The following is a 17,079-nucleotide window of genomic DNA, read 5'->3' on the forward strand; positions in this document are numbered from 1 at the left end:
GAGTGGGGCGGCTCCTAAGGTAAGGCCCGTGCGGCCGTCATGGAACTGTCGCCCGACGGGTGAGACACCCCGTGGACGCCGCAGGCCGTACGCTGTCCGCCATGGACCGTACGCCCGCCGCCACCACCGCCGACGACTTCCTCGACCGGGCCCTGCTGGAGGAGGCCGCGAAGAAGTCCGGCCTGCTCTGGGTGCGCGCGGACGGCCAGGAGCAGAGCCGGCCGCTCTGGCACGCCTGGCACGACGGCGCGGTGGTCGTGGTCGGCGACGGCGCCGAGCAGCCCCTGCACGGCCTGACCGCCGGATCGGGCGCGGTGGTGACGGTCCGCAGCAAGGACAAGGGCGGCCGGCTGACCGGCTGGACGGCCCGCGTCGCCGAACCGGCGCCGGGGAGCGAGGCCTGGCTCGGCGCCGTCGAGGAGCTCAAGGGCAAGCGGCTGAACGCGCCCGACACCGACACCATCGCCGACCGCTGGGCCCGCGAGTGCCGGGTGCTCCGGCTGGAGCCGGCCGGCACCGGCGCGGGCCTGCTCGACGAGCACCCGGGCGCCATGCCCGACGACTCCCACGCCACCGCCCCGATGCCCACCTCCGCCACCACCCGCAAGCCGATTCCGGCCGGCCTCCCGAAGCTGCTGTTCAAGCGCCGCAAGGGCTGATCCCGCAGGGCCCCGCCCGGGCGGGCGCCGGTTCGCAACCGGGCGCGGAGCGGCGTCGTGGCTCGTCGGGCCGGGTGCGGGGGGCGCGGGTAGCCTTGGCCGCGGGGCGTGCCCGCGCGCCCCTCCGGGCGTCGAGCGAGGCGAGGGAGTCCATGGCAGGAGCAGGCAGCCGGGTCTTCATCTCGCACCTCTCCGGCGTCGCCGTCTTCGATCCGAACGGCGACCAGACCGGCCGGGTCCGCGACGTGGTGGTCACGCTCCGCCTCGGCGGCCGGCCGCCCCGGGTGCTCGGGCTGGTGGTCGAGGTGATCGGCCGCCGCCGGATCTTCCTGCCGATGACCCGGGTGACCAGCCTGGAGTCCGGCCAGGTGCTCACCACCGGCGTGATCAACATGCGGCGCTTCGAGCAGCGCCCGTCCGAGACCCTCGTCCTCGGCGAACTGCTGGACCGCACCGTCACCTGGACCAAGACCGACCAGGACGTCACCGTCCTGGACGTCGCGATGGTGCAGACCCGGCTGCGCGAGTGGGAGATCAGCAAGGTCTTCGTCCAGGTCGGCCGGGTCGGCCGGCTGCGCAAGGCCAAGGGCGAGTCGCTCACCCTGGACTGGAAGGACGTCACCGGCTTCACCCTCCCCGAGGAGGGCCAGGGCGCCGCCAACCTGCTCGCCACCTTCGACCAGCTGCGCCCCGCCGACCTCGCCAACGTCATGCACCACCTCTCCGCCAAGCGCCGCGCCGAGGTGGCCGCCGCGCTCGACGACGAGCGGCTCGCCGACGTCCTGGAGGAGCTGCCCGAGGACGACCAGGTCGAGATCATCGGCAAGCTGAAGGACGAGCGCGCCGCCGACGTCCTGGAGGCGATGGACCCGGACGACGCCGCCGACCTGCTCTCCGAACTGCCCGGCGACGAGGCCGAGCGGCTGCTCCAGCTGATGGAACCGGACGAGGCCGAGCCGGTCCGCCGCCTGCTGAAGTACGAGGAGAACACCGCCGGCGGCCTGATGACCACCGAGCCGATCGTCCTGGAGCCGGACGCCACCGTGGCCGAGGCGCTGGCCCGCGTCCGGGTCTCCGACAACAAGCCGGCGCTGGCCGCGCAGGTCTTCGTCTGCCGCCCGCCGAACGAGACGCCGACCGGCAAGTACCTGGGCACCGTGCACTTCCAGCGGCTGCTGCGCGAACCCCCGTACACCCTGGTCGGCTCGCTGGTGGACGACGACCTCGACCCGCTGCCGCCGGACACCCCGCTGCCCCTGATCACCAGCTACCTGGCGACCTACAACATGGTCGCCGCACCCGTGGTGGACGAGGCGGACCACCTGGTCGGCGCGGTGACCGTCGACGACGTGCTCGACCACCTGCTGCCGGAGGACTGGCGCGAGGCCGCGCTGCACGGACTGGACGACGAGCGAGAGGTGACCGGTGGACGCTGACCGCAAGGGCCGACGGGACGACAGCCCCCGCCAGCGCCTGCAGGGCGAACTGCGCCAACTGCGGCAGCTGCGCGAACTGCGGGCCCGCGAGGGCGCCCGCGACCGGCGCAGCGAGCCCTCGGCCAGCGGCCCCGCCCGCTCCCGGCTCGACCAGCCGCGGACCACCCGGCCCGGCCTGATCACCCTGCCGACGTACGACCCGGAGGCCTTCGGCAAGCTCTCCGAGCGGATCGCGCGCTTCCTCGGCACCGGGCGGTTCATCGTCTGGATGACGGTCGTGGTGGTCGTCTGGGTCGGCTGGAACACCGTGCTGCCGGACGCGGTCCACTTCGACGACTACCCGTTCATCTTCCTCACCCTGATGCTCTCGCTGCAGGCCTCGTACGCGGCGCCGCTGATCCTGCTGGCACAGAACCGCCAGGACGACCGGGACCGCGTCAACATGGAGCAGGACCGCGCCCGCAGCGACCGGAACATCGCCGACACCGAGTACCTGACCCGGGAGGTCGCGGCGCTGCGCCAGGGCCTCGGCGAGGTCGCCACCCGGGCCTTCATCGCCTCCGAGCTGGGCAGCGTCCGCTCCGAACTGCAGTCCCTGCTCAAGGAGATCGACGAGCGCCGGCAGGGCTCCGAGATCCTGTGACCGGCAGCACGCTACCGACGGGTTAAGCGGTCCGCGCGGCGCCGTACCATCAAGGCATGGCCAACGAGACAGAGGTCGCGGCCGGCGTCACGGAGGAGTCCGTACGCCAGGCGCTGGCGACCGTGAACGACCCGGAGATCAACCGCCCGATCACCGAGATCGGCATGGTGAAATCGGTCGAGATCGCCGAGGGCGGCGAGGTCCGCGTCGCGGTCTACCTCACCGTCTCCGGCTGCCCGATGCGCGACACCATCGTCACCCGGGTGCGCGAAGCGGTCGGCAAGGTCCCCGGCGTGACCGGTGTCGAGGTCGAGCTCGACGTGATGAGCGACGAGCAGCGCAAGGAGCTCTCCCAGCTGCTGCGCGGCGGCGCCCCCGAGCGGGAGATCCCGTTCGCCAAGCCCGGCACGCTGACCCGCGTCTACGCGGTCGCGTCCGGCAAGGGCGGCGTGGGCAAGTCCTCCGTGACGGTGAACCTGGCGGCCGCGATGGCCGCGGACGGCCTGAAGGTCGCCGTGGTCGACGCCGACATCTACGGCCACAGCGTGCCGCGCATGCTGGGTGTCGAGGGCCGGCCGACGCAGGTCCAGGACATGATCATGCCGCCGCAGGCGAACGGCGTGAAGGTCATCTCGATCGGCATGTTCACCCCCGGCAACGCCCCGGTGGTCTGGCGCGGCCCGATGCTGCACCGCGCGCTCCAGCAGTTCCTGGCCGACGTGTACTGGGGCGACCTCGACGTCCTGCTGCTGGACCTGCCGCCCGGCACCGGCGACATCGCGATCTCGGTCGCGCAGCTCGTCCCGAACGCGGAGATCCTGATCGTCACCACCCCGCAGATGGCCGCCGCCGAGGTGGCCGAGCGGGCCGGCACCATCGCGGTGCAGACGCACCAGAAGATCGTCGGCGTGATCGAGAACATGTCCGGCATGCCCTGCCCGCACTGCGACGAGATGATCGACGTGTTCGGCACCGGCGGCGGGCAGATCGTCGCGGACGCGCTCACCCGGACCGTCGGCGCCAACGTGCCGGTGCTCGGCTCGATCCCGATCGACGTCCGGCTGCGCGAGGGCGGCGACGACGGCCGCCCGGTCGTGCTCGCCGCCCCCGACTCCCCGGCCGGCGCCGCCCTGCGCGCCGTCGCGGGCAAGCTCGGCGGCCGCCAGCGCGGCCTCTCGGGCCTCTCCCTCGGGCTCACCCCGAAGAACAAGTTCTGATCAAGCACCGGGCTGGTCAGCGGTTGGGCCCTCGCCCACCCCGCTGACCAGCCTGTTTGCTGTCACCAGTTGTCGACGCTGGTCGGCCTTGCTAGACCTCGCACGGCCCAGCGACGGCCCCAACGGATGCACGTCCACGCAGCCCCTTCCTAAATGGGAGCCGATTCTGTCCGTCGAGGCCCGCAGCGAGCCCTCGGGGCGCCCTCTTGGGCAAGACGATCTTCTCGAATAGGTCCGCTCCGTTCTCATTTGAGAACACCTGGGAACGCGCGATCCAGCCCTTAGAGCGGGTATGCTGACGGTCGTTCAAGTCTTGTCGTTCCGATACGCCTCGAGACAGATCGGGGACCTGCCATGTGCAGGAACTTCAACGACAGGAGGATAACGCGATGGGAAAGCAGTGGCCTCGCGCCAGAAGTCAGAAACCTCTTCGCCCCAGCTGGCGAGAGATCACTCTGGCTGCACTGACAGCGGTGGCCGCAGTAGCAGGATGCGTAGAGCAGCTGGTGCGCTAGGTTCGCACCCTTGATCGAGAACGAGCGCCGGACGGACAGCTGGGCAAAAAGTAAGCCCGGCCGCTTCATAGTCGGCCGGACTCACTCGATCTCTCTACAGGAGCCCGAGTCTGGTAGCCGCCAGCTCGGGCTCTCCTGTTCGAGAAACTCTTCCAGGCACTGAACTAAGTATCTCGAACTTAGTAGCTAGTGCCACGAATCTTTTCTTCCACAGTAAATGTGTAACCTATTTGCCTGCGGCAATACGTTGTTGCTTGCTAGCAACCACGCAACACCAACTATAGCTTCAGCTTCTGCCTTCTTCCCACAGCTCCTGACAGGTTCTTGTAGCTACATCGGGTCGGCAAAGTTCCCGCGCTCTTCGCTCAGGCAACCGTCACGACAGTTCTGATCGGGGCACACGTTCTGATCGCCGCGAAGGGCCGGGCAGCTGCCCGGCCCTTCGTGCTGTCCCGGCGCTTCGGGTCGGACCGGGCCCTCCGGGCCGCCGGGCGGGCCTAGGGGCGGGTGTAGGCCGTCAGGTCGGGGACGGTGGAGAAGCCGGTGCCGTAGGCGCTGACGCCGCGGCCGTAGGCGCCGAGGAGGACGCCGGGGGCCTCACCGGCGAGCACCCAGCCGTACTCGGACTCGCGGTAGCGGAAGGGCTGCGGCAGGCCGTTCACCGGGAGGCTGAGGGTGGACCAGCCGGGCCCGGCCAGGTCGTCGGCGAGGTCCCAGGCGAGGGTGCTCTGCTGGTCCAGCCAGTCCTGGCGCAGCGCGCGGTCCAGCTGGCCCGGCCAGGTGGACGCGAGCAGGCCGGAGCCGGCCAGCCAGGCGGCGGAGGAGGCCGACGTCGCCTCCAGCGTGCCGGTGTTGTCGGCGCTGCGGCGGCTGCCCCGGCGGGCCACCGTGACGACGACGGCGAACTTGCGCATGTCGCGCGGCTCGTACTGCCGGGCCGGCTCCTCGCCGTGGCCGAGGGTGCCGTAGTCGACGCTGCCGGCCGCCCCGGCGCGCGGGCCGCCGGCACCGGCCTGCATCAGGTAGCGGCGGCCGGTCCAGCCGTCGTCCAGTCCGTACCAGGGGAAGTCCGCCGACAGGTAGGGGACCAGTGGGTCCGCCGGACCGGCCTGTCCGCCGACCGTCGGGCCGTCGGCCGTCGCCGTCCCCGCCGCATGACTCGTCGCGTCCATCCCCGGACCTCCTCAACGCAGATTGCCTGCCGTGGCGCGCTCCCATCGTGGCGTACCGCGGCGTCTCCGCCGGGTGCCTTCGGTCCGGAAGCGACCGGAAGTGACCGACGGCACAGCGGGAACAATCAGCACAATAGCGGCGCACACGCCACCGCCCCGCTCAGCCGTGCGGCCGGGCGGGGCGGTGGTGTCGTCGTACGGCCGCGAGCACCCGGAGGCGAGCGGGCGAGTTACGTCGCGTCGGGGTCGAACGGGGGGCGCTCGCCGGGCTGGAGCGCGGGGCCGGAGGAGGCCGCGCCGGTCGCGCCCGCGGCGCCGGACTTGTCCATGCTGACCGTGCCGGTGCGGCCGTGGCCGTTCACGGCGACGGCGGGCTTGTCGTCCAGCACCGAGCGGATGTCCAGGCTGTCCCGGATCTCCTTGAGGCCCAGCGGGTCCTCCTGGCCGCCCATGAGCTGCTTGCGGACGAAGGTCTTGGGGTGGAGGTCCTCGAACTCGAAGTCCTTGAACTCCGGGCCCAGCTCGCTGCGGATGTCCTCCTTCGCCGTGTCGGCGAAGGAGCGGACCTTCTTGATGAAGCCCATGGTGTCCTGGATCAGCTTCGGCAGCTTGTCCGGTCCGAAGATCACGATGGCCATGATGACCAGAGTCAGGATCTCCAGTCCGCCTACGTCGCTGAACACCTAAGCTCCCTCAGCTCGTCGGACAACGGTTCCTACAGCGTAATGGCCACCGTCGGGTCCGGACCCCACAGTGTGATGAAGCCGTGGTGAAGACCCGCCGATGGCCATGGCCGTGGTGACCGGCGTGCGCTAACGGTTCTCCTGGTGCAGACCGGCGAGACCCGAGCTCGGGGTGCGGTCCGGCACGATGTGCGGCGGGGTCGCGCTGCGGGTGGCCGCCACCGGGCGGACCGGGAAGTCCACCGGGACCTGCGCCTTCATCGGCGCGTACCCACCGCTGCGGTCGGTGTTGCCGGCCGGGCTCACCGAGGTGCCGTGCTGGTCGTCGCTCTGCGCGGCGAAGCCGCCGACCCCGCCGAGCGTCACCGCGGCGACCGAGAAGGCCCCGGCGGCGGCGAAGACGAACCGGCGCCCGCGCGGCGGCGCCTGGCGGACCACCGCCGGCCCGGCGGCCGCGGCCGGCTGCGGCGCGGCGGCCTCGGGACGGCCGGAGCGCCGGCCCATCAGGGGGCGAAGCACCGAGCCTCCGCGCCCGAACGCCCTGGGGTCGATCCCCGGTACCGGTGTGTCGGCGCCGAGCGCGCCCCCGCCGAAGGCGCCCGCGCCACGGCCGAAGGAGCCGCCGTTCAGCCGGCTGCCGCCGAGCGTGCCGCCCCTGGCCTCCGGCCGGGCGGCTCCCCAGGCGGCGGGCAGGCCGCCGCCGGGCAGGTCGTCGTCGTCCCGGCGCGGCCGGTCGGCGGCGGGGGTCTCCTCGTCCTGGAGGGCACCGACGGCCATCAGCCGGGACATCAGCGCCGAGGACGGGCCGGGGGTGCCGGTACGGGTCAGCAGGTGCTTCACGGCGCGGCCCTCGTCGGCCTCGGCGAGGCACTGCGGGCAGGTCGCCAGGTGGGCCTGGACGCGGTCGCGGGAGTCGTGGCCGAGTTCGCCGTCCACGAAGGCGGAGAGCCGCTCCCCGAGGTGGTGCTCCTCGGCGGCGGGCTCGGTGGGCTTGACGGCGACCGCGCGCAGCGACGCCTCGCCCGGCAGGGCCGCGGCGGGCGGCACCGGCTCGTCGGCCCCGTCCTCGTGGCCGCGCCGGCCCAGCTGGGGCCAGCCGGCGCGCCAGGCGGCGCCCTTGCCGGGAGCGTCCGGCCGGCCCGGCCCCGACCGGCCGGTTCCGCTCACGATCGCCTCCGTCCGCGCCCGCCCGGCGCGACCGGGGCCTCACCCGCGACGGCGCCGACCGGTACCGGCACCGGCTCCTCGGAGCCGCCCCGGCGCTCGCGGCCGGGGGCCGCGCCGGGGGCGCGGTGCTTCAGCGCGGCGCGCAGGTGCGAGCGGCCGCGGTGGATGCGGCTGCGGACGGTGCCGAGCTTGACGCCGAGCGTCGCCGCGATCTCCTCGTAGGAGAGGCCCTCGATGTCGCAGAGCACCACGGCGGCGCGGAACTCCGGGGCGAGGGTGTCCAGCGCCTGCTGGACGTCGGCGTCGAAGTGGGTGTCGCTGAAGTGCTGGGCCGGGCTGGGCTCGCGGCTGGCCAGGCGCTCGGCCGCGTCGTCGCCGAGCGCGTCGAAGCGGATCCGCTGGCGTCGGCGGACCATGTCCAGGAACAGGTTGGTGGTGATCCGGTGCAGCCAGCCCTCGAACGTGCCGGGGGTGTAGGTCGACAACGAACGGAACACCCGGACGAAGACCTCCTGGGTGAGGTCCTCGGCGTCGTGCTGGTTGCCCGTCAGGCGGTAGGCGAGGCGGTAGACGCGGGCGCTGTGCGCCTCGACGATCTCCTCCCAGGAGGGCGGAGTCCAGGTCTGCGCGTCGGGCCCCTCGGCGAAGCTCGCGAGGGCGGCGGGTGCCTCGGTGGTACCGGCGGCCGGCGTCGCGGCGGCCGGCTGGTCCAGGGTGGAGTGCGCAGGCTGGTTCATCACGGGCTTCGGCGTACGGGCTGACGCGGTGCCGCGGGAGTGCCGCCGCACAGGGACGTCGCCCTCGGCCACACCTCCTCGGTTGGCTCTTCTGCCCAGCAGGGCCACCACCATATCCACCTCACCCGTCAAGCCCGGATAAAAGTGCCCGGGGGGTATCCCGGGGGTATCCGTTACCCGGTCCCTTCCTCAGCAACGGCCCGCCGCCGTACGCGGTTCCCGGTCGGCCAGTAATCTGTGCCAGGAAATATCGACTTCCGCTCGGCACCGGGCCACTGCCCGGGGCTCCGAAAGAGGCAGCCATCAGCGAGTTCGGGCCCGCGCGCGTGGCCCTCTCCGACACCTTCGTCGGCGAGGACGCGGTGCTGACCTACGCCCGGGCACAGTCCGCGCGTACCGGGATCAGGGCGATCGGACCGGGCGGCGGGGCCTGTCTTCGGCTGCTGGCGGCCGCGCTGGACGCCAAGGCGGTGGCCGAGATCGGCACCGGGACGGGCGTCTCCGGGGTCTACCTGCTGCGCGGGATGCGCCCGGACGGCGTGCTCACCACCGTGGACACCGAACCGGTGCGCCAGCAGCTGGCCCGCGAGGCGTACCACGCGGCCGGGTTCGCGGCGAACCGGTCCCGCTTCATACCGGGCCGGGCCCTGGACGTGCTGCCGCGGCTCGCGGACGGGCAGTACGACCTGGTGTTCTGCGACGGGGACCCGGCGGAGTCCCGGGAGTACCTGGCGGAGTCGCTGCGGCTGCTGCGGCCGGGCGGGATGGTCTGCTTCGAGGGCGTCTTCCAGGAGGGCCGGCTGGCCGAGCCCGAGCAGCAGGACCCGCAGACGCACGCGGTGCGCGACCTGGTCCGGGACGTCCGGGAGAGCGAGTCCCTGCTGCCGGCGCTGCTGCCGGTGTCGGACGGGCTGCTCTGCGCCGTGAAGCGCTGACCCGGGGCGGCGGCGCGGCCCGGCACCCGCGGGGGCCGGGGACCACGGGCCGGGGGTCACGCGCCGGGGGTCACCCACGGGCCCGCGGAAACCACAGAGCCCGGGCCGACGTGGTGTCGTACCCGGGCCCGGCGGCACATCTCTCAGGAGATGGGGAGCGCCCGCTGCGGTCAGCCGCAGGCCTTCTTCAGGGCCTCGCCCAGGGCGTCGGCCTCGTCAGGCGTGAGCTCCACCACAAGGCGTCCGCCGCCTTCGAGCGGAACGCGCATGATGATGCCCCGCCCCTCTTTGGTGACTTCGAGCGGGCCGTCACCCGTCCGCGGCTTCATGGCCGCCATGCTCGTTCCCCTTCCTGCAACCGCTCAGCTACGCACCGGCAGTCCGTCCACCGCCGGTATCGAACGCATTGATCGGAAGCCATTATCCCGCATGCCACGGCCTGATGACCAACATCACTCTCGGTGCAACCACGGCCGGACCGGCTTCAAGCGCCACATTTCCCGCCATAAGCCCCGGCGCGGCGGCGGTCGGCGCGCCGCCGAAAGGTGCGATACCTCACACTCCCCACCCGGCCGCGTGCTCCGGCATCCTGACACACGACCGAGCTGTGACGATCCAAGGGAGCCCCTCGCCCATGTCCGATTCCGTGCTGTACGAGCTGGACGGCGGCCTGGCCGTCATCACCATCAACCGCCCCGAGGCGATGAACGCGCTGGACACCGCCACCAAGGTGGCGCTGCGGGACACCGTGACCGCCGCGGCCGGGGACCCGGCGGTGCGGGCGGTGCTGCTCACCGGCGCCGGCGAGCGGGCGTTCTGCGTCGGGCAGGACCTCAAGGAGCACCTGGGCCTGCTCAAGCTGGCCGAGGAGACCGGCGAGGGCGCGCTCAAGACGGTCGCCGAGCACTACAACCCGCTGGTCCGGGCGCTGGCCGGGATGCGCAAGCCGACGGTGGCGGCGGTCGGCGGCGTCGCCGCGGGCGCGGGCGCCTCGCTGGCCTTCGCCTGCGACTTCCGGATCGTCGCCGACACGGCCGGGTTCAACACGGCCTTCGCCGGTATCGCGCTGACCGCCGACTCGGGCGCCTCCTGGACGCTGCCCCGACTGGTCGGGCACGCCAAGGCCACCGAACTGCTGATGCTGCCACGCACGGTGAAGGCCACCGAGGCGATGGAGCTGGGCCTGGCCACCAAGGTCGTCCCGGCCGCCGAGCTGGCCGCCACCGCGCGGGTCTTCGCCAAGGAGCTGGCCGAGGGCCCGACGGTGGCCTACGGCGCCATCAAGGAGTCGCTGGCGTACGGCGCCTCGCACTCGCTGGACGAGCTGCTCGACAAGGAGGACGAGCTGCAGACGCTGGCCGGCGACAGCGAGGACCACCGGATCGCGGTCCGCGCGTTCATCGCCAAGGAGAAGCCGGCGTACCTGGGCCGCTGACGCCCGCCGCGGGTGCCGCCCGGGCCTCCCGGGCCCGGGTGGCACCCGCAGGGGCTACGACGGGGCCTGGGCGGCCCGCAGGGCGCTCCGGACGTGGCAGTCCGCCAGGTGGTCGTCGACCAGCCCGCAGGCCTGCATCAGCGCGTACGCGGTGGTCGGGCCGACGAAGCGCAGGCCCGCCTTCTTGAGCGCCTTCGCCAGCGCCGTCGACTCGGGCGTGACGGCCGGTACCTCCGCCAGGGTGCGCGGGGCCGGCCGGTCCGGGTCCCCGGCGTACTGCCAGATCAGCGCGTCCAGGCCGCCGTCGAGGTCGCGGGCGACCTTCGCGTTGGCGATGGACGCCTCGATCTTGGCCCGGTTGCGGATGATGCCGGCGTCGCCGAGCAGCCGCTCGACGTCGGCCGGTCCGAACTCCGCCACCTTGTCGATCGCGAAGCCCGCGAACGCGGCCCGGAAGCCCTCGCGGCGACGCAGGATGGTGATCCAGGAGAGGCCGGACTGGAAGGCCTCCAGGCAGACCCGCTCGAACAGCGCGTCGTCACCGTGGACCGGGCGGCCCCACTCGGTGTCGTGGTAGACCCGGTAGTCGTCGGTCGAGTCGCCCCAGCCGCAACGGCGCAGGCCGTCCGCGCCGAGCACCGCACCGGCGTCGGTCACTGCTCGGCCGCCTGCTGCGCGCCCTCGGAGCCCTTGGTCAGCGTCACGACGGGCTCGACGACCTGGGCGAACTCCTCCAGACCGGGCAGCGGTTCGGCACCGGCGTCCGGGCCGGTGGTGGCCTCGACGGCGCCGCGCAGCGTGGTGGCGGCCTCCAGCTCGGCGATCCGCGAGTCCCGGTAGGCGAGTTCCGCGCCGAGGCGGTCCAGGACGTCGTCCACCTCGTCCATCCGGTAGCCGCGCACGGCCATCGGCAGGCGGATGCCGTCCACGTCGTCCCGGCTCAGCGGACGGTCCTGCGGCAGCCGTGCGGCGATCCGGTCCTGCACCGCCTCCGGCAGTGAGCCGCCCCCGCCGAGCGCCACCAGCGCGGCGCCTCCGACCACGACGGCCATCGCCACCACGATCACCCAGAACACGAGCGGTCCTCCCGACTTCCCTGCCGGCGCTGACAACAGTGCCCGGCTCACGATCATGACAGCATGGTTCCCGATAGGCCGGGGGCCATCATCGCACCCGCAGCAGCTGTGGAGGAGACATCGGTGGCACTGCGCCTGGGACCACGGGAATTCGGTGACGACGAGCTGGTGATCATGGCCATCGTCAACCGCACCCCGGACTCGTTCTTCGACAAGGGCGCCACCTTCGCGGACGAGGCCGCGTTCGCCGCCGCCGACCGCGCGATGGCCGAGGGCGCCGCGATCCTGGACATCGGCGGGGTGAAGGCCGGACCGGGCGACGAGGTCACCGTCGAGGAGGAGCTGCGGCGCACCGTGCCCTTCGTGGCGGAGCTGCGCAAGCGCCACCCGGAGGCCGTGATCAGCGTGGACACCTGGCGCCACGAGGTCGGCGAGGCGGTCTGCGCGGTGGGCGCGGACCTGCTGAACGACGCCTGGGGCGGGGTCGACCCGAAGCTGGCCGAGGTGGCCGCCCGGCACGACGTCGGCCTGGTCTGCACCCACGCCGGCGGCGCCGAGCCGCGGACCCGGCCGCACCGGGCCGGCTACGCGGACGTGATGGCGGACATCCTGCGGGTGACCGTCGGGCTGGCCGAGCGGGCGGTGGAGCTGGGCGTGCGGCGGGACGCGGTGATCATCGACCCGGGGCACGACTTCGGCAAGAACACCCGGCACTCGCTGGAGGCGACCCGCCGGCTGCCCGAGATGACCGCGACCGGGTTCCCGGTGCTGGTCTCGCTCTCCAACAAGGACTTCGTCGGCGAGACGCTGGACAAGCCGGTGGACGAGCGGCTGCTCGGGACGCTGGCGACCACGGCGGTCTCGGCCTGGCTGGGCGCCCGGGTCTACCGGGTGCACCAGGTCGCCGAGACCCGGCAGGTGCTGGACATGGTCGCCTCGATCCGGGGCACCCGGCCCCCGGCGGTCGCCCGCCGAGGGCTGGCGTGACACCGCTCGAGGCGCTCGGCTCGCGCCGGGCCCCCGGGGCTCGCCGGCGCTAGATCTCGTTCGCCGGGCGGCGGGCGTCGGCGAGGATCTTCATGACCTCGTCGATGTCGTCGGTGATGTGGAACAGCTCCAGGTCGTGCGGGGCCGCCTTGCCCTGCGCGACGAGGGTGTTCTTCAGCCACTCGTAGAGGCCGCCCCAGTACTCGCTGCCGAACAGGATCACCGGGAACCGGGTGACCTTCTTCGTCTGCACCAGGGTCAGCGCCTCGAACAGCTCGTCCAGCGTGCCGAGGCCGCCGGGCAGCACCACGAAGCCCTGCGCGTACTTCACGAACATCGTCTTGCGGACGAAGAAGTAGCGGAAGTTCAGCCCGAGGTCGACGAACTCGTTGAGCCCCTGCTCGAAGGGCAGCTCGATGCCGAGGCCGACGCTCAGGCCGCCGGCGTCCGAGGCACCGCGGTTGGCGGCCTCCATCGCGCCCGGGCCGCCGCCGGTGATCACCGCGTAGCCGGCCTCCGCCAGCGCCCGGCCGATGGCCACGCCGGCCGCGTACTCGGGGGAGTCGACCGACGTCCGGGCGGAGCCGAAGACGCTGATCGCGGCCGGGAGTTCGGCCAGCGCACCGAAGCCCTCGACGAACTCCGAGGTGATCCGCAGCACCCGCCACGGGTCGGTGTGCAGCCAGTCCGTGGGGCCGGTGGTGTCCAGCAGGCGCTGGTCCGTCGTGCTGGTGCCGACCTGGTCCCGGCGCACCAGCACCGGGCCCTTCTGCTTCTCGGGCCACGCCTTCTTCGGGCGCGGCTCGCCCACCTGCTCGGGTCCGTGTCCGTAGTGCTTTTCGTCTCCAGTGCCTGTCATGACGAAACCCTACGCCCGCCGATCCCGGTTTTCAGGCAACGGTGAAAGGTCGGTTGGGCAACCGGAAGATGGCGTTCGACCGCCGGCCGGCAGGTCCGGCCGGCCGCGGGGCCGGCCGGACCTGCCGGGGCGGCTCAGTCGGTCAGCCAGGCGCGCAGCCGCTCCTCGGTCTCGGCGATGGCGCTGAGCGAGCAGTGCTCGTCCCGCTTGTGCGCCATGTTCGGGTCGCCCGGGCCGTAGTTGACCGCGGGAATGCCGAACGCGCTGAACCGGGCGACGTCCGTCCAGCCGAACTTGGCCCGGGGGGCGCCGCCGGTGGCGGCCAGGAAGGCCCGGGCGGCCGGCTGGTCGAGGCCGGGGAGGGCGCCGGGGGCGGAGTCGGTGACGGTCACCTCGAAGCCGTCGAAGACCTCGCGCAGGTGCTTCTCGGCCTCCGCCTCGCTGCGGTCCGGCGCGAAGCGGAAGTTGACCGTCACCACGCACTCGTCGGGGATGACGTTGCCGGCCACCCCGCCGTCGATCCGGACGGCGTTGAGGCCCTCGCGGTACTCCAGACCGTCGATCTCGACCCGGCGCGGGCGGTACGCGGCGAGCCGGCCGAGCACCTCGGCGGCGTGGTGGATGGCGTTGTCGCCGAGCCAGCCGCGGGCCGAGTGGGCGCGCACGCCGGTCAGCCGGATCTGCACCCGCATGGTGCCCTGGCAGCCGCCCTCCACGGTGGCCCCGCTGGGCTCCATCAGCACGGCGAAGTCGGCGGCCAGCCAGTCGGGGTGCTCGGCGGCGAGGTGGCCGAGGCCGTTGCGGTGGGCCTCCACCTCCTCGCAGTCGTAGAAGACGTAGGTGAGGTCGCGGTTGGGCTCGGCCAGGGTGGCGGCCAGCCGGAGCTGGACGGCCACGCCGGACTTCATGTCGGAGGTGCCGCACCCGTAGAGCAGGTCGCCCTCGACGTAGGACGGCACGTTGTCGGCGATCGGCACGGTGTCCAGGTGGCCGGCGAGCAGCACGCGCTCGGCGCGGCCCAGGCCGGTGCGGGCGACCACGTTGTTGCCGTACCGGTCCACGGTCAGGTGCGGGTAGGCCCGCAGGGCCGCCTCCACGGCGTCGGCGAGCGCCTGCTCGTCGCCGCTGACCGACGGGAAGTCGACGAGCCGGGCGGTCAGCGCACCGCCGTCGAGGGTGAGGTCCAGGGGCGTCTCAGAGCTGCTCATGGTCCTTCAGCCTAGTCTCGCGCGGCCGGCCGTCCCACGCCGCCGATCGCAACCGGTGGCGCCGCACATCCGTCCGAGTGGGTACGGTGTCCGATCAGGAGCTGGGTGGAGAGGGGCGGCGGTGGCCAGGAAGAAGAGCGGCGAGCAGGGCGGCGACAAGGCGCCCCGGCGGCGGCGCGGGCCGCTGCGTGCGGTGCTGATCGTCCTGCTGGCGCTCGTGGTGGTCGCGGTGGGCCTGTACTGGCTGCGCGACCAGAAGCTGACCCCCGAGGGCTGCGCGGTGAAGACCTCGTCGGGCGAGGGCACGCTGGAGATCCCGCAGGCGGCCAACGCCGCGACGATCGCCGCCGTGGCGCACTCGCGCGGGCTGCCGGACCGGGCGGTGACCATCTCGCTGGCGACGGCGATGCAGGAGTCCAAGATCCGCAACCTGGCGGGCGGCGACCGGGACTCGGTCGGCCTGTTCCAGCAGCGCCCCTCGCAGGGCTGGGGCACCGTGCAGCAGATCATGGACCCGGTCTACGCGACCAACAAGTTCCTCGACGGCCTGGTCAAGGTCCCCGGCTACACCCGGCTGCCGCTGACCGACGCGGCGCAGCAGGTGCAGAAGAGCGGCTACCCGCAGGCGTACGCCAAGCACGAGACCAAGGCGACGCTGCTCGCCTCGGCGCTGACCGGCCGCGAGGCGGCGGCGCTGAACTGCGTGGTGCACGACTTCGCCGCCCCGGAGGCGGAGACCGACGACGAGACCGCGGCCGCCACCGGCTCCACCGCGCCCTCGGCCGCCGCGGCCCCCCGGCCGGACCGGGTGCAGGTGCTGAGCGACCGGGTGCGCCGCGAGTTCGGCCGGACGGTGACCCCGGCGGCCGGCTACACCTCGACCGTCAAGGGCGCCGAGAACGCCGTCTCGCTGACCCCTGACCCGGCGGCCAGCACCGACGCCGGCCCGGACGCCGAGCGGCAGAACGGCTGGGAGGTGGCGCACTGGGCGGTGACGCAGGCCCAGCAGCTGGGCATCGAGACGATCGCCTACGACGGGAAGATCTGGCGCAAGTCCAAGTCGGAGGACGGCTGGAAGCCCCAGCCGACCGGCACCTCGACCAAGCTGGTGCTGGTCTCGCTCACGTCCCCCGGCAAGGCGTGAGCACGGTCTGAGCAAGCGTCCGGACGGGCTCCGGACGGGCTCCGGACGGGCTCCGGACGGGCCGCCGGGGCTCGCGGAAGCCCGGCGGGGCGCCCGCCGGTCGGCCGTACGCGGGCGCGGCCGCGAGGCCCGTCCGGCGGGCTGACGCACTGGTGTCCGGGTTGCCGCCGAAGGAGTGATTCCGGTCAATCCCGGTGGACGGTCCGACCGGCCCCCGGGGTCGGCCGCAGAACCGTCACTCCCCTTGGCCCGCCCCGCCTTCGCGGCTCCGGCCGGACCGGCCGCCGGCCCGCGGCACCAGGCCTACGATCCGATCATCGGTAAGACCGTTTCCTTGCACCGGCCGAAACCTTCTGGCTTCTCAAGCGGTAAGAACGTCGTCCGCCCGGCGGACAGGACGGACCCAAGACCCTTTCGAGGAGCCCCATGTCTCACTCCCTCACGCGCCGGATCGCCCAGGCCGCGCTGCTCGTGGCGGCCGGCGCGACCCCGCTTGTCGCGGCCGGCTCCGCGTCCGCCGCCGACGCGCTGCTGCCCAAGTCCGACCTGGCCGCGCCGTTGGGCCAGCTCACCAACACCGACGCGGGATCCACCCTGCAGCACACCACCCACGAGCTGGGCCAGGCCGCCGGGGACACCGGCGCCGCCACCGTCGCCGCAGGCGTGCCGGCCACCGCCGACGCCACCGGCAACATCGTCGCCCACCAGCTGCCCGAGGCGAACGAGAAGGCCGGCTCGCTGACCGCCCCGGTCGACAAGACCGCCGCCACCACCGGCCAGCTCTCCGCCATCACCCCGAAGGTCGCCGCCGCCCTGGCCGGCAAGCTCGGCGATGCCGTCACCGGCGGCAGCGGCGCGACCGGCCGCAGCGCGGGCGCCGGCGCCAACCCGATCGGCGGGCTGTCGCAGACCGCCGGCCTGACCCAGGGCCTGCCGGGCGCCGGCGCGCTCACCGGCGCCGTCCCCGGTGCCAACACCGTGACCGACGCGCTCCCGCTGGGCGCCCTGGGCCGCGCGCTGCCGGCCGAGGTCCCCGGCACGGACGTGCTCGGCCTGGCCGAGCACGGCTCGGCCAACCGCCTCGGCGGCGCCGACCTCGGCCCGAACTCCCCGCTGGCCGGCCTCAGCCCGATCACCGGCCTGCTCGGCGGGATCGGCGGCGGCGGCCTCGGCGGCCTGCCGCTCTGATCCGGCTCCACCCGGTGC

General features: G+C 73.2%; 18 protein-coding genes. 9 read left to right on the forward strand and 9 right to left on the reverse strand.

The genetic code is table 11. From position 1 onward, the window contains the following. The first annotated feature begins 101 nt into the window (after positions 1 to 101). From ACWDRR_RS10490 to ACWDRR_RS10505, 4 genes are all read left to right on the forward strand, one after another. Positions 102 to 659 (forward strand): hypothetical protein, encoded by a 558-nt coding sequence (locus tag ACWDRR_RS10490; RefSeq protein WP_449771779.1) that lies wholly within the window; start codon positions 102 to 104, stop codon positions 657 to 659. Between the two features lie 152 nt (positions 660 to 811). Then, entirely contained in the window at positions 812 to 2,095 is a 1,284-nt protein-coding gene (locus ACWDRR_RS10495) for a magnesium transporter MgtE N-terminal domain-containing protein (RefSeq protein ID WP_449771780.1), read from the forward strand. Between the two features lie 49 nt (positions 2,096 to 2,144). Then, complete coding sequence (locus ACWDRR_RS10500) at positions 2,145 to 2,738, forward strand: DUF1003 domain-containing protein (protein WP_449771871.1); 594 nt, start codon at positions 2,145 to 2,147, stop codon at positions 2,736 to 2,738. A 56-nt stretch (positions 2,739 to 2,794) separates the two neighbouring features. Further along, on the forward strand, positions 2,795 to 3,955 hold the full coding sequence (locus ACWDRR_RS10505) for an Mrp/NBP35 family ATP-binding protein (RefSeq protein WP_449771781.1): 1,161 nt from the start codon (positions 2,795 to 2,797) through the stop codon (positions 3,953 to 3,955). 1,012 nt (positions 3,956 to 4,967) lie between these two features. Here ACWDRR_RS10505 and ACWDRR_RS10510 read toward each other — a convergent pair. The 4 genes from ACWDRR_RS10510 to sigE all read right to left on the reverse strand — a co-directional run bounded on the left by ACWDRR_RS10510 (position 4,968) and on the right by sigE (position 8,229). Beyond that, positions 4,968 to 5,642, reverse strand: a complete 675-nt coding sequence (locus ACWDRR_RS10510; RefSeq protein WP_449771782.1) for a hypothetical protein — start codon at positions 5,640 to 5,642, stop codon at positions 4,968 to 4,970. Between the two features lie 230 nt (positions 5,643 to 5,872). Further along, positions 5,873 to 6,325 carry a sec-independent translocase gene (locus ACWDRR_RS10515; protein WP_449771783.1) on the reverse strand — a complete coding sequence of 151 codons (453 nt, stop codon included), beginning with the start codon at positions 6,323 to 6,325 and terminating at the stop codon, positions 5,873 to 5,875. A gap of 129 nt (positions 6,326 to 6,454) precedes the next feature. Beyond that, entirely contained in the window at positions 6,455 to 7,492 is a 1,038-nt protein-coding gene (locus tag ACWDRR_RS10520) for a zf-HC2 domain-containing protein (protein ID WP_449771784.1), read from the reverse strand. Beyond that, positions 7,489 to 8,229: an RNA polymerase sigma factor SigE gene (gene sigE, locus ACWDRR_RS10525; RefSeq protein WP_449771872.1), complete on the reverse strand. Its 741-nt coding sequence runs from the start codon at positions 8,227 to 8,229 to the stop codon at positions 7,489 to 7,491. The genes ACWDRR_RS10520 and sigE overlap by 4 nt, the downstream gene beginning before the upstream one ends. Before the next feature lie 326 nt (positions 8,230 to 8,555). Here sigE and ACWDRR_RS10530 point away from each other — a divergent pair, with 326 nt between their 5' ends. After that, entirely contained in the window at positions 8,556 to 9,164 is a 609-nt protein-coding gene (locus ACWDRR_RS10530) for an O-methyltransferase (RefSeq protein ID WP_449771785.1), read from the forward strand. Positions 9,165 to 9,334: 170 nt separating this feature from the next. On the opposite strand, the gene ACWDRR_RS10535 is transcribed toward ACWDRR_RS10530, so the two are convergent. Beyond that, a complete protein-coding gene (locus ACWDRR_RS10535) occupies positions 9,335 to 9,502 on the reverse strand; it encodes a DUF3117 domain-containing protein (protein ID WP_014137929.1) in 168 nt (55 codons plus the stop codon). A 296-nt stretch (positions 9,503 to 9,798) separates the two neighbouring features. Here ACWDRR_RS10535 and ACWDRR_RS10540 point away from each other — a divergent pair, with 296 nt between their 5' ends. Further along, complete coding sequence (locus tag ACWDRR_RS10540; RefSeq protein WP_449771786.1) at positions 9,799 to 10,599, forward strand: enoyl-CoA hydratase-related protein; 801 nt, start codon at positions 9,799 to 9,801, stop codon at positions 10,597 to 10,599. A gap of 54 nt (positions 10,600 to 10,653) precedes the next feature. On the opposite strand, the gene ACWDRR_RS10545 is transcribed toward ACWDRR_RS10540, so the two are convergent. After that, a complete protein-coding gene (locus ACWDRR_RS10545) occupies positions 10,654 to 11,256 on the reverse strand; it encodes a DNA-3-methyladenine glycosylase I (RefSeq protein WP_449771787.1) in 603 nt (200 codons plus the stop codon). Continuing rightward, a complete protein-coding gene (locus ACWDRR_RS10550) occupies positions 11,253 to 11,675 on the reverse strand; it encodes a DivIVA domain-containing protein (RefSeq protein ID WP_449771788.1) in 423 nt (140 codons plus the stop codon). Before ACWDRR_RS10550 ends, ACWDRR_RS10545 begins: the two co-directional genes overlap by 4 nt. Positions 11,676 to 11,849: 174 nt before the next feature. On the opposite strand from ACWDRR_RS10550, the gene folP reads away from it, so the two are divergent. After that, the gene (gene folP / locus ACWDRR_RS10555) at positions 11,850 to 12,662 is read left to right on the forward strand and encodes a dihydropteroate synthase (protein WP_449771873.1); all 813 of its coding nucleotides are present in this window, start codon (positions 11,850 to 11,852) and stop codon (positions 12,660 to 12,662) included. Between the two features lie 49 nt (positions 12,663 to 12,711). On the opposite strand, the gene ACWDRR_RS10560 is transcribed toward folP, so the two are convergent. Beyond that, on the reverse strand, positions 12,712 to 13,521 hold the full coding sequence (locus ACWDRR_RS10560) for an LOG family protein (protein WP_402384564.1): 810 nt from the start codon (positions 13,519 to 13,521) through the stop codon (positions 12,712 to 12,714). A 134-nt stretch (positions 13,522 to 13,655) separates the two neighbouring features. Then, positions 13,656 to 14,729: a succinyl-diaminopimelate desuccinylase gene (gene dapE / locus ACWDRR_RS10565; protein ID WP_449771789.1), complete on the reverse strand. Its 1,074-nt coding sequence runs from the start codon at positions 14,727 to 14,729 to the stop codon at positions 13,656 to 13,658. Positions 14,730 to 14,850: 121 nt separating this feature from the next. Here dapE and ACWDRR_RS10570 point away from each other — a divergent pair, with 121 nt between their 5' ends. Both ACWDRR_RS10570 and ACWDRR_RS10575 read left to right on the forward strand, forming a co-directional pair. After that, positions 14,851 to 15,873 (forward strand): hypothetical protein, encoded by a 1,023-nt coding sequence (locus tag ACWDRR_RS10570; protein ID WP_449771790.1) that lies wholly within the window; start codon positions 14,851 to 14,853, stop codon positions 15,871 to 15,873. A gap of 426 nt (positions 15,874 to 16,299) precedes the next feature. Continuing rightward, the gene (locus tag ACWDRR_RS10575) at positions 16,300 to 17,061 is read left to right on the forward strand and encodes a hypothetical protein (RefSeq protein WP_449771791.1); all 762 of its coding nucleotides are present in this window, start codon (positions 16,300 to 16,302) and stop codon (positions 17,059 to 17,061) included. The last annotated feature ends 18 nt before the right edge of the window (positions 17,062 to 17,079 follow it).

The sequence above is a fragment of the Kitasatospora sp. NPDC003701 genome, assembly GCF_053587085.1.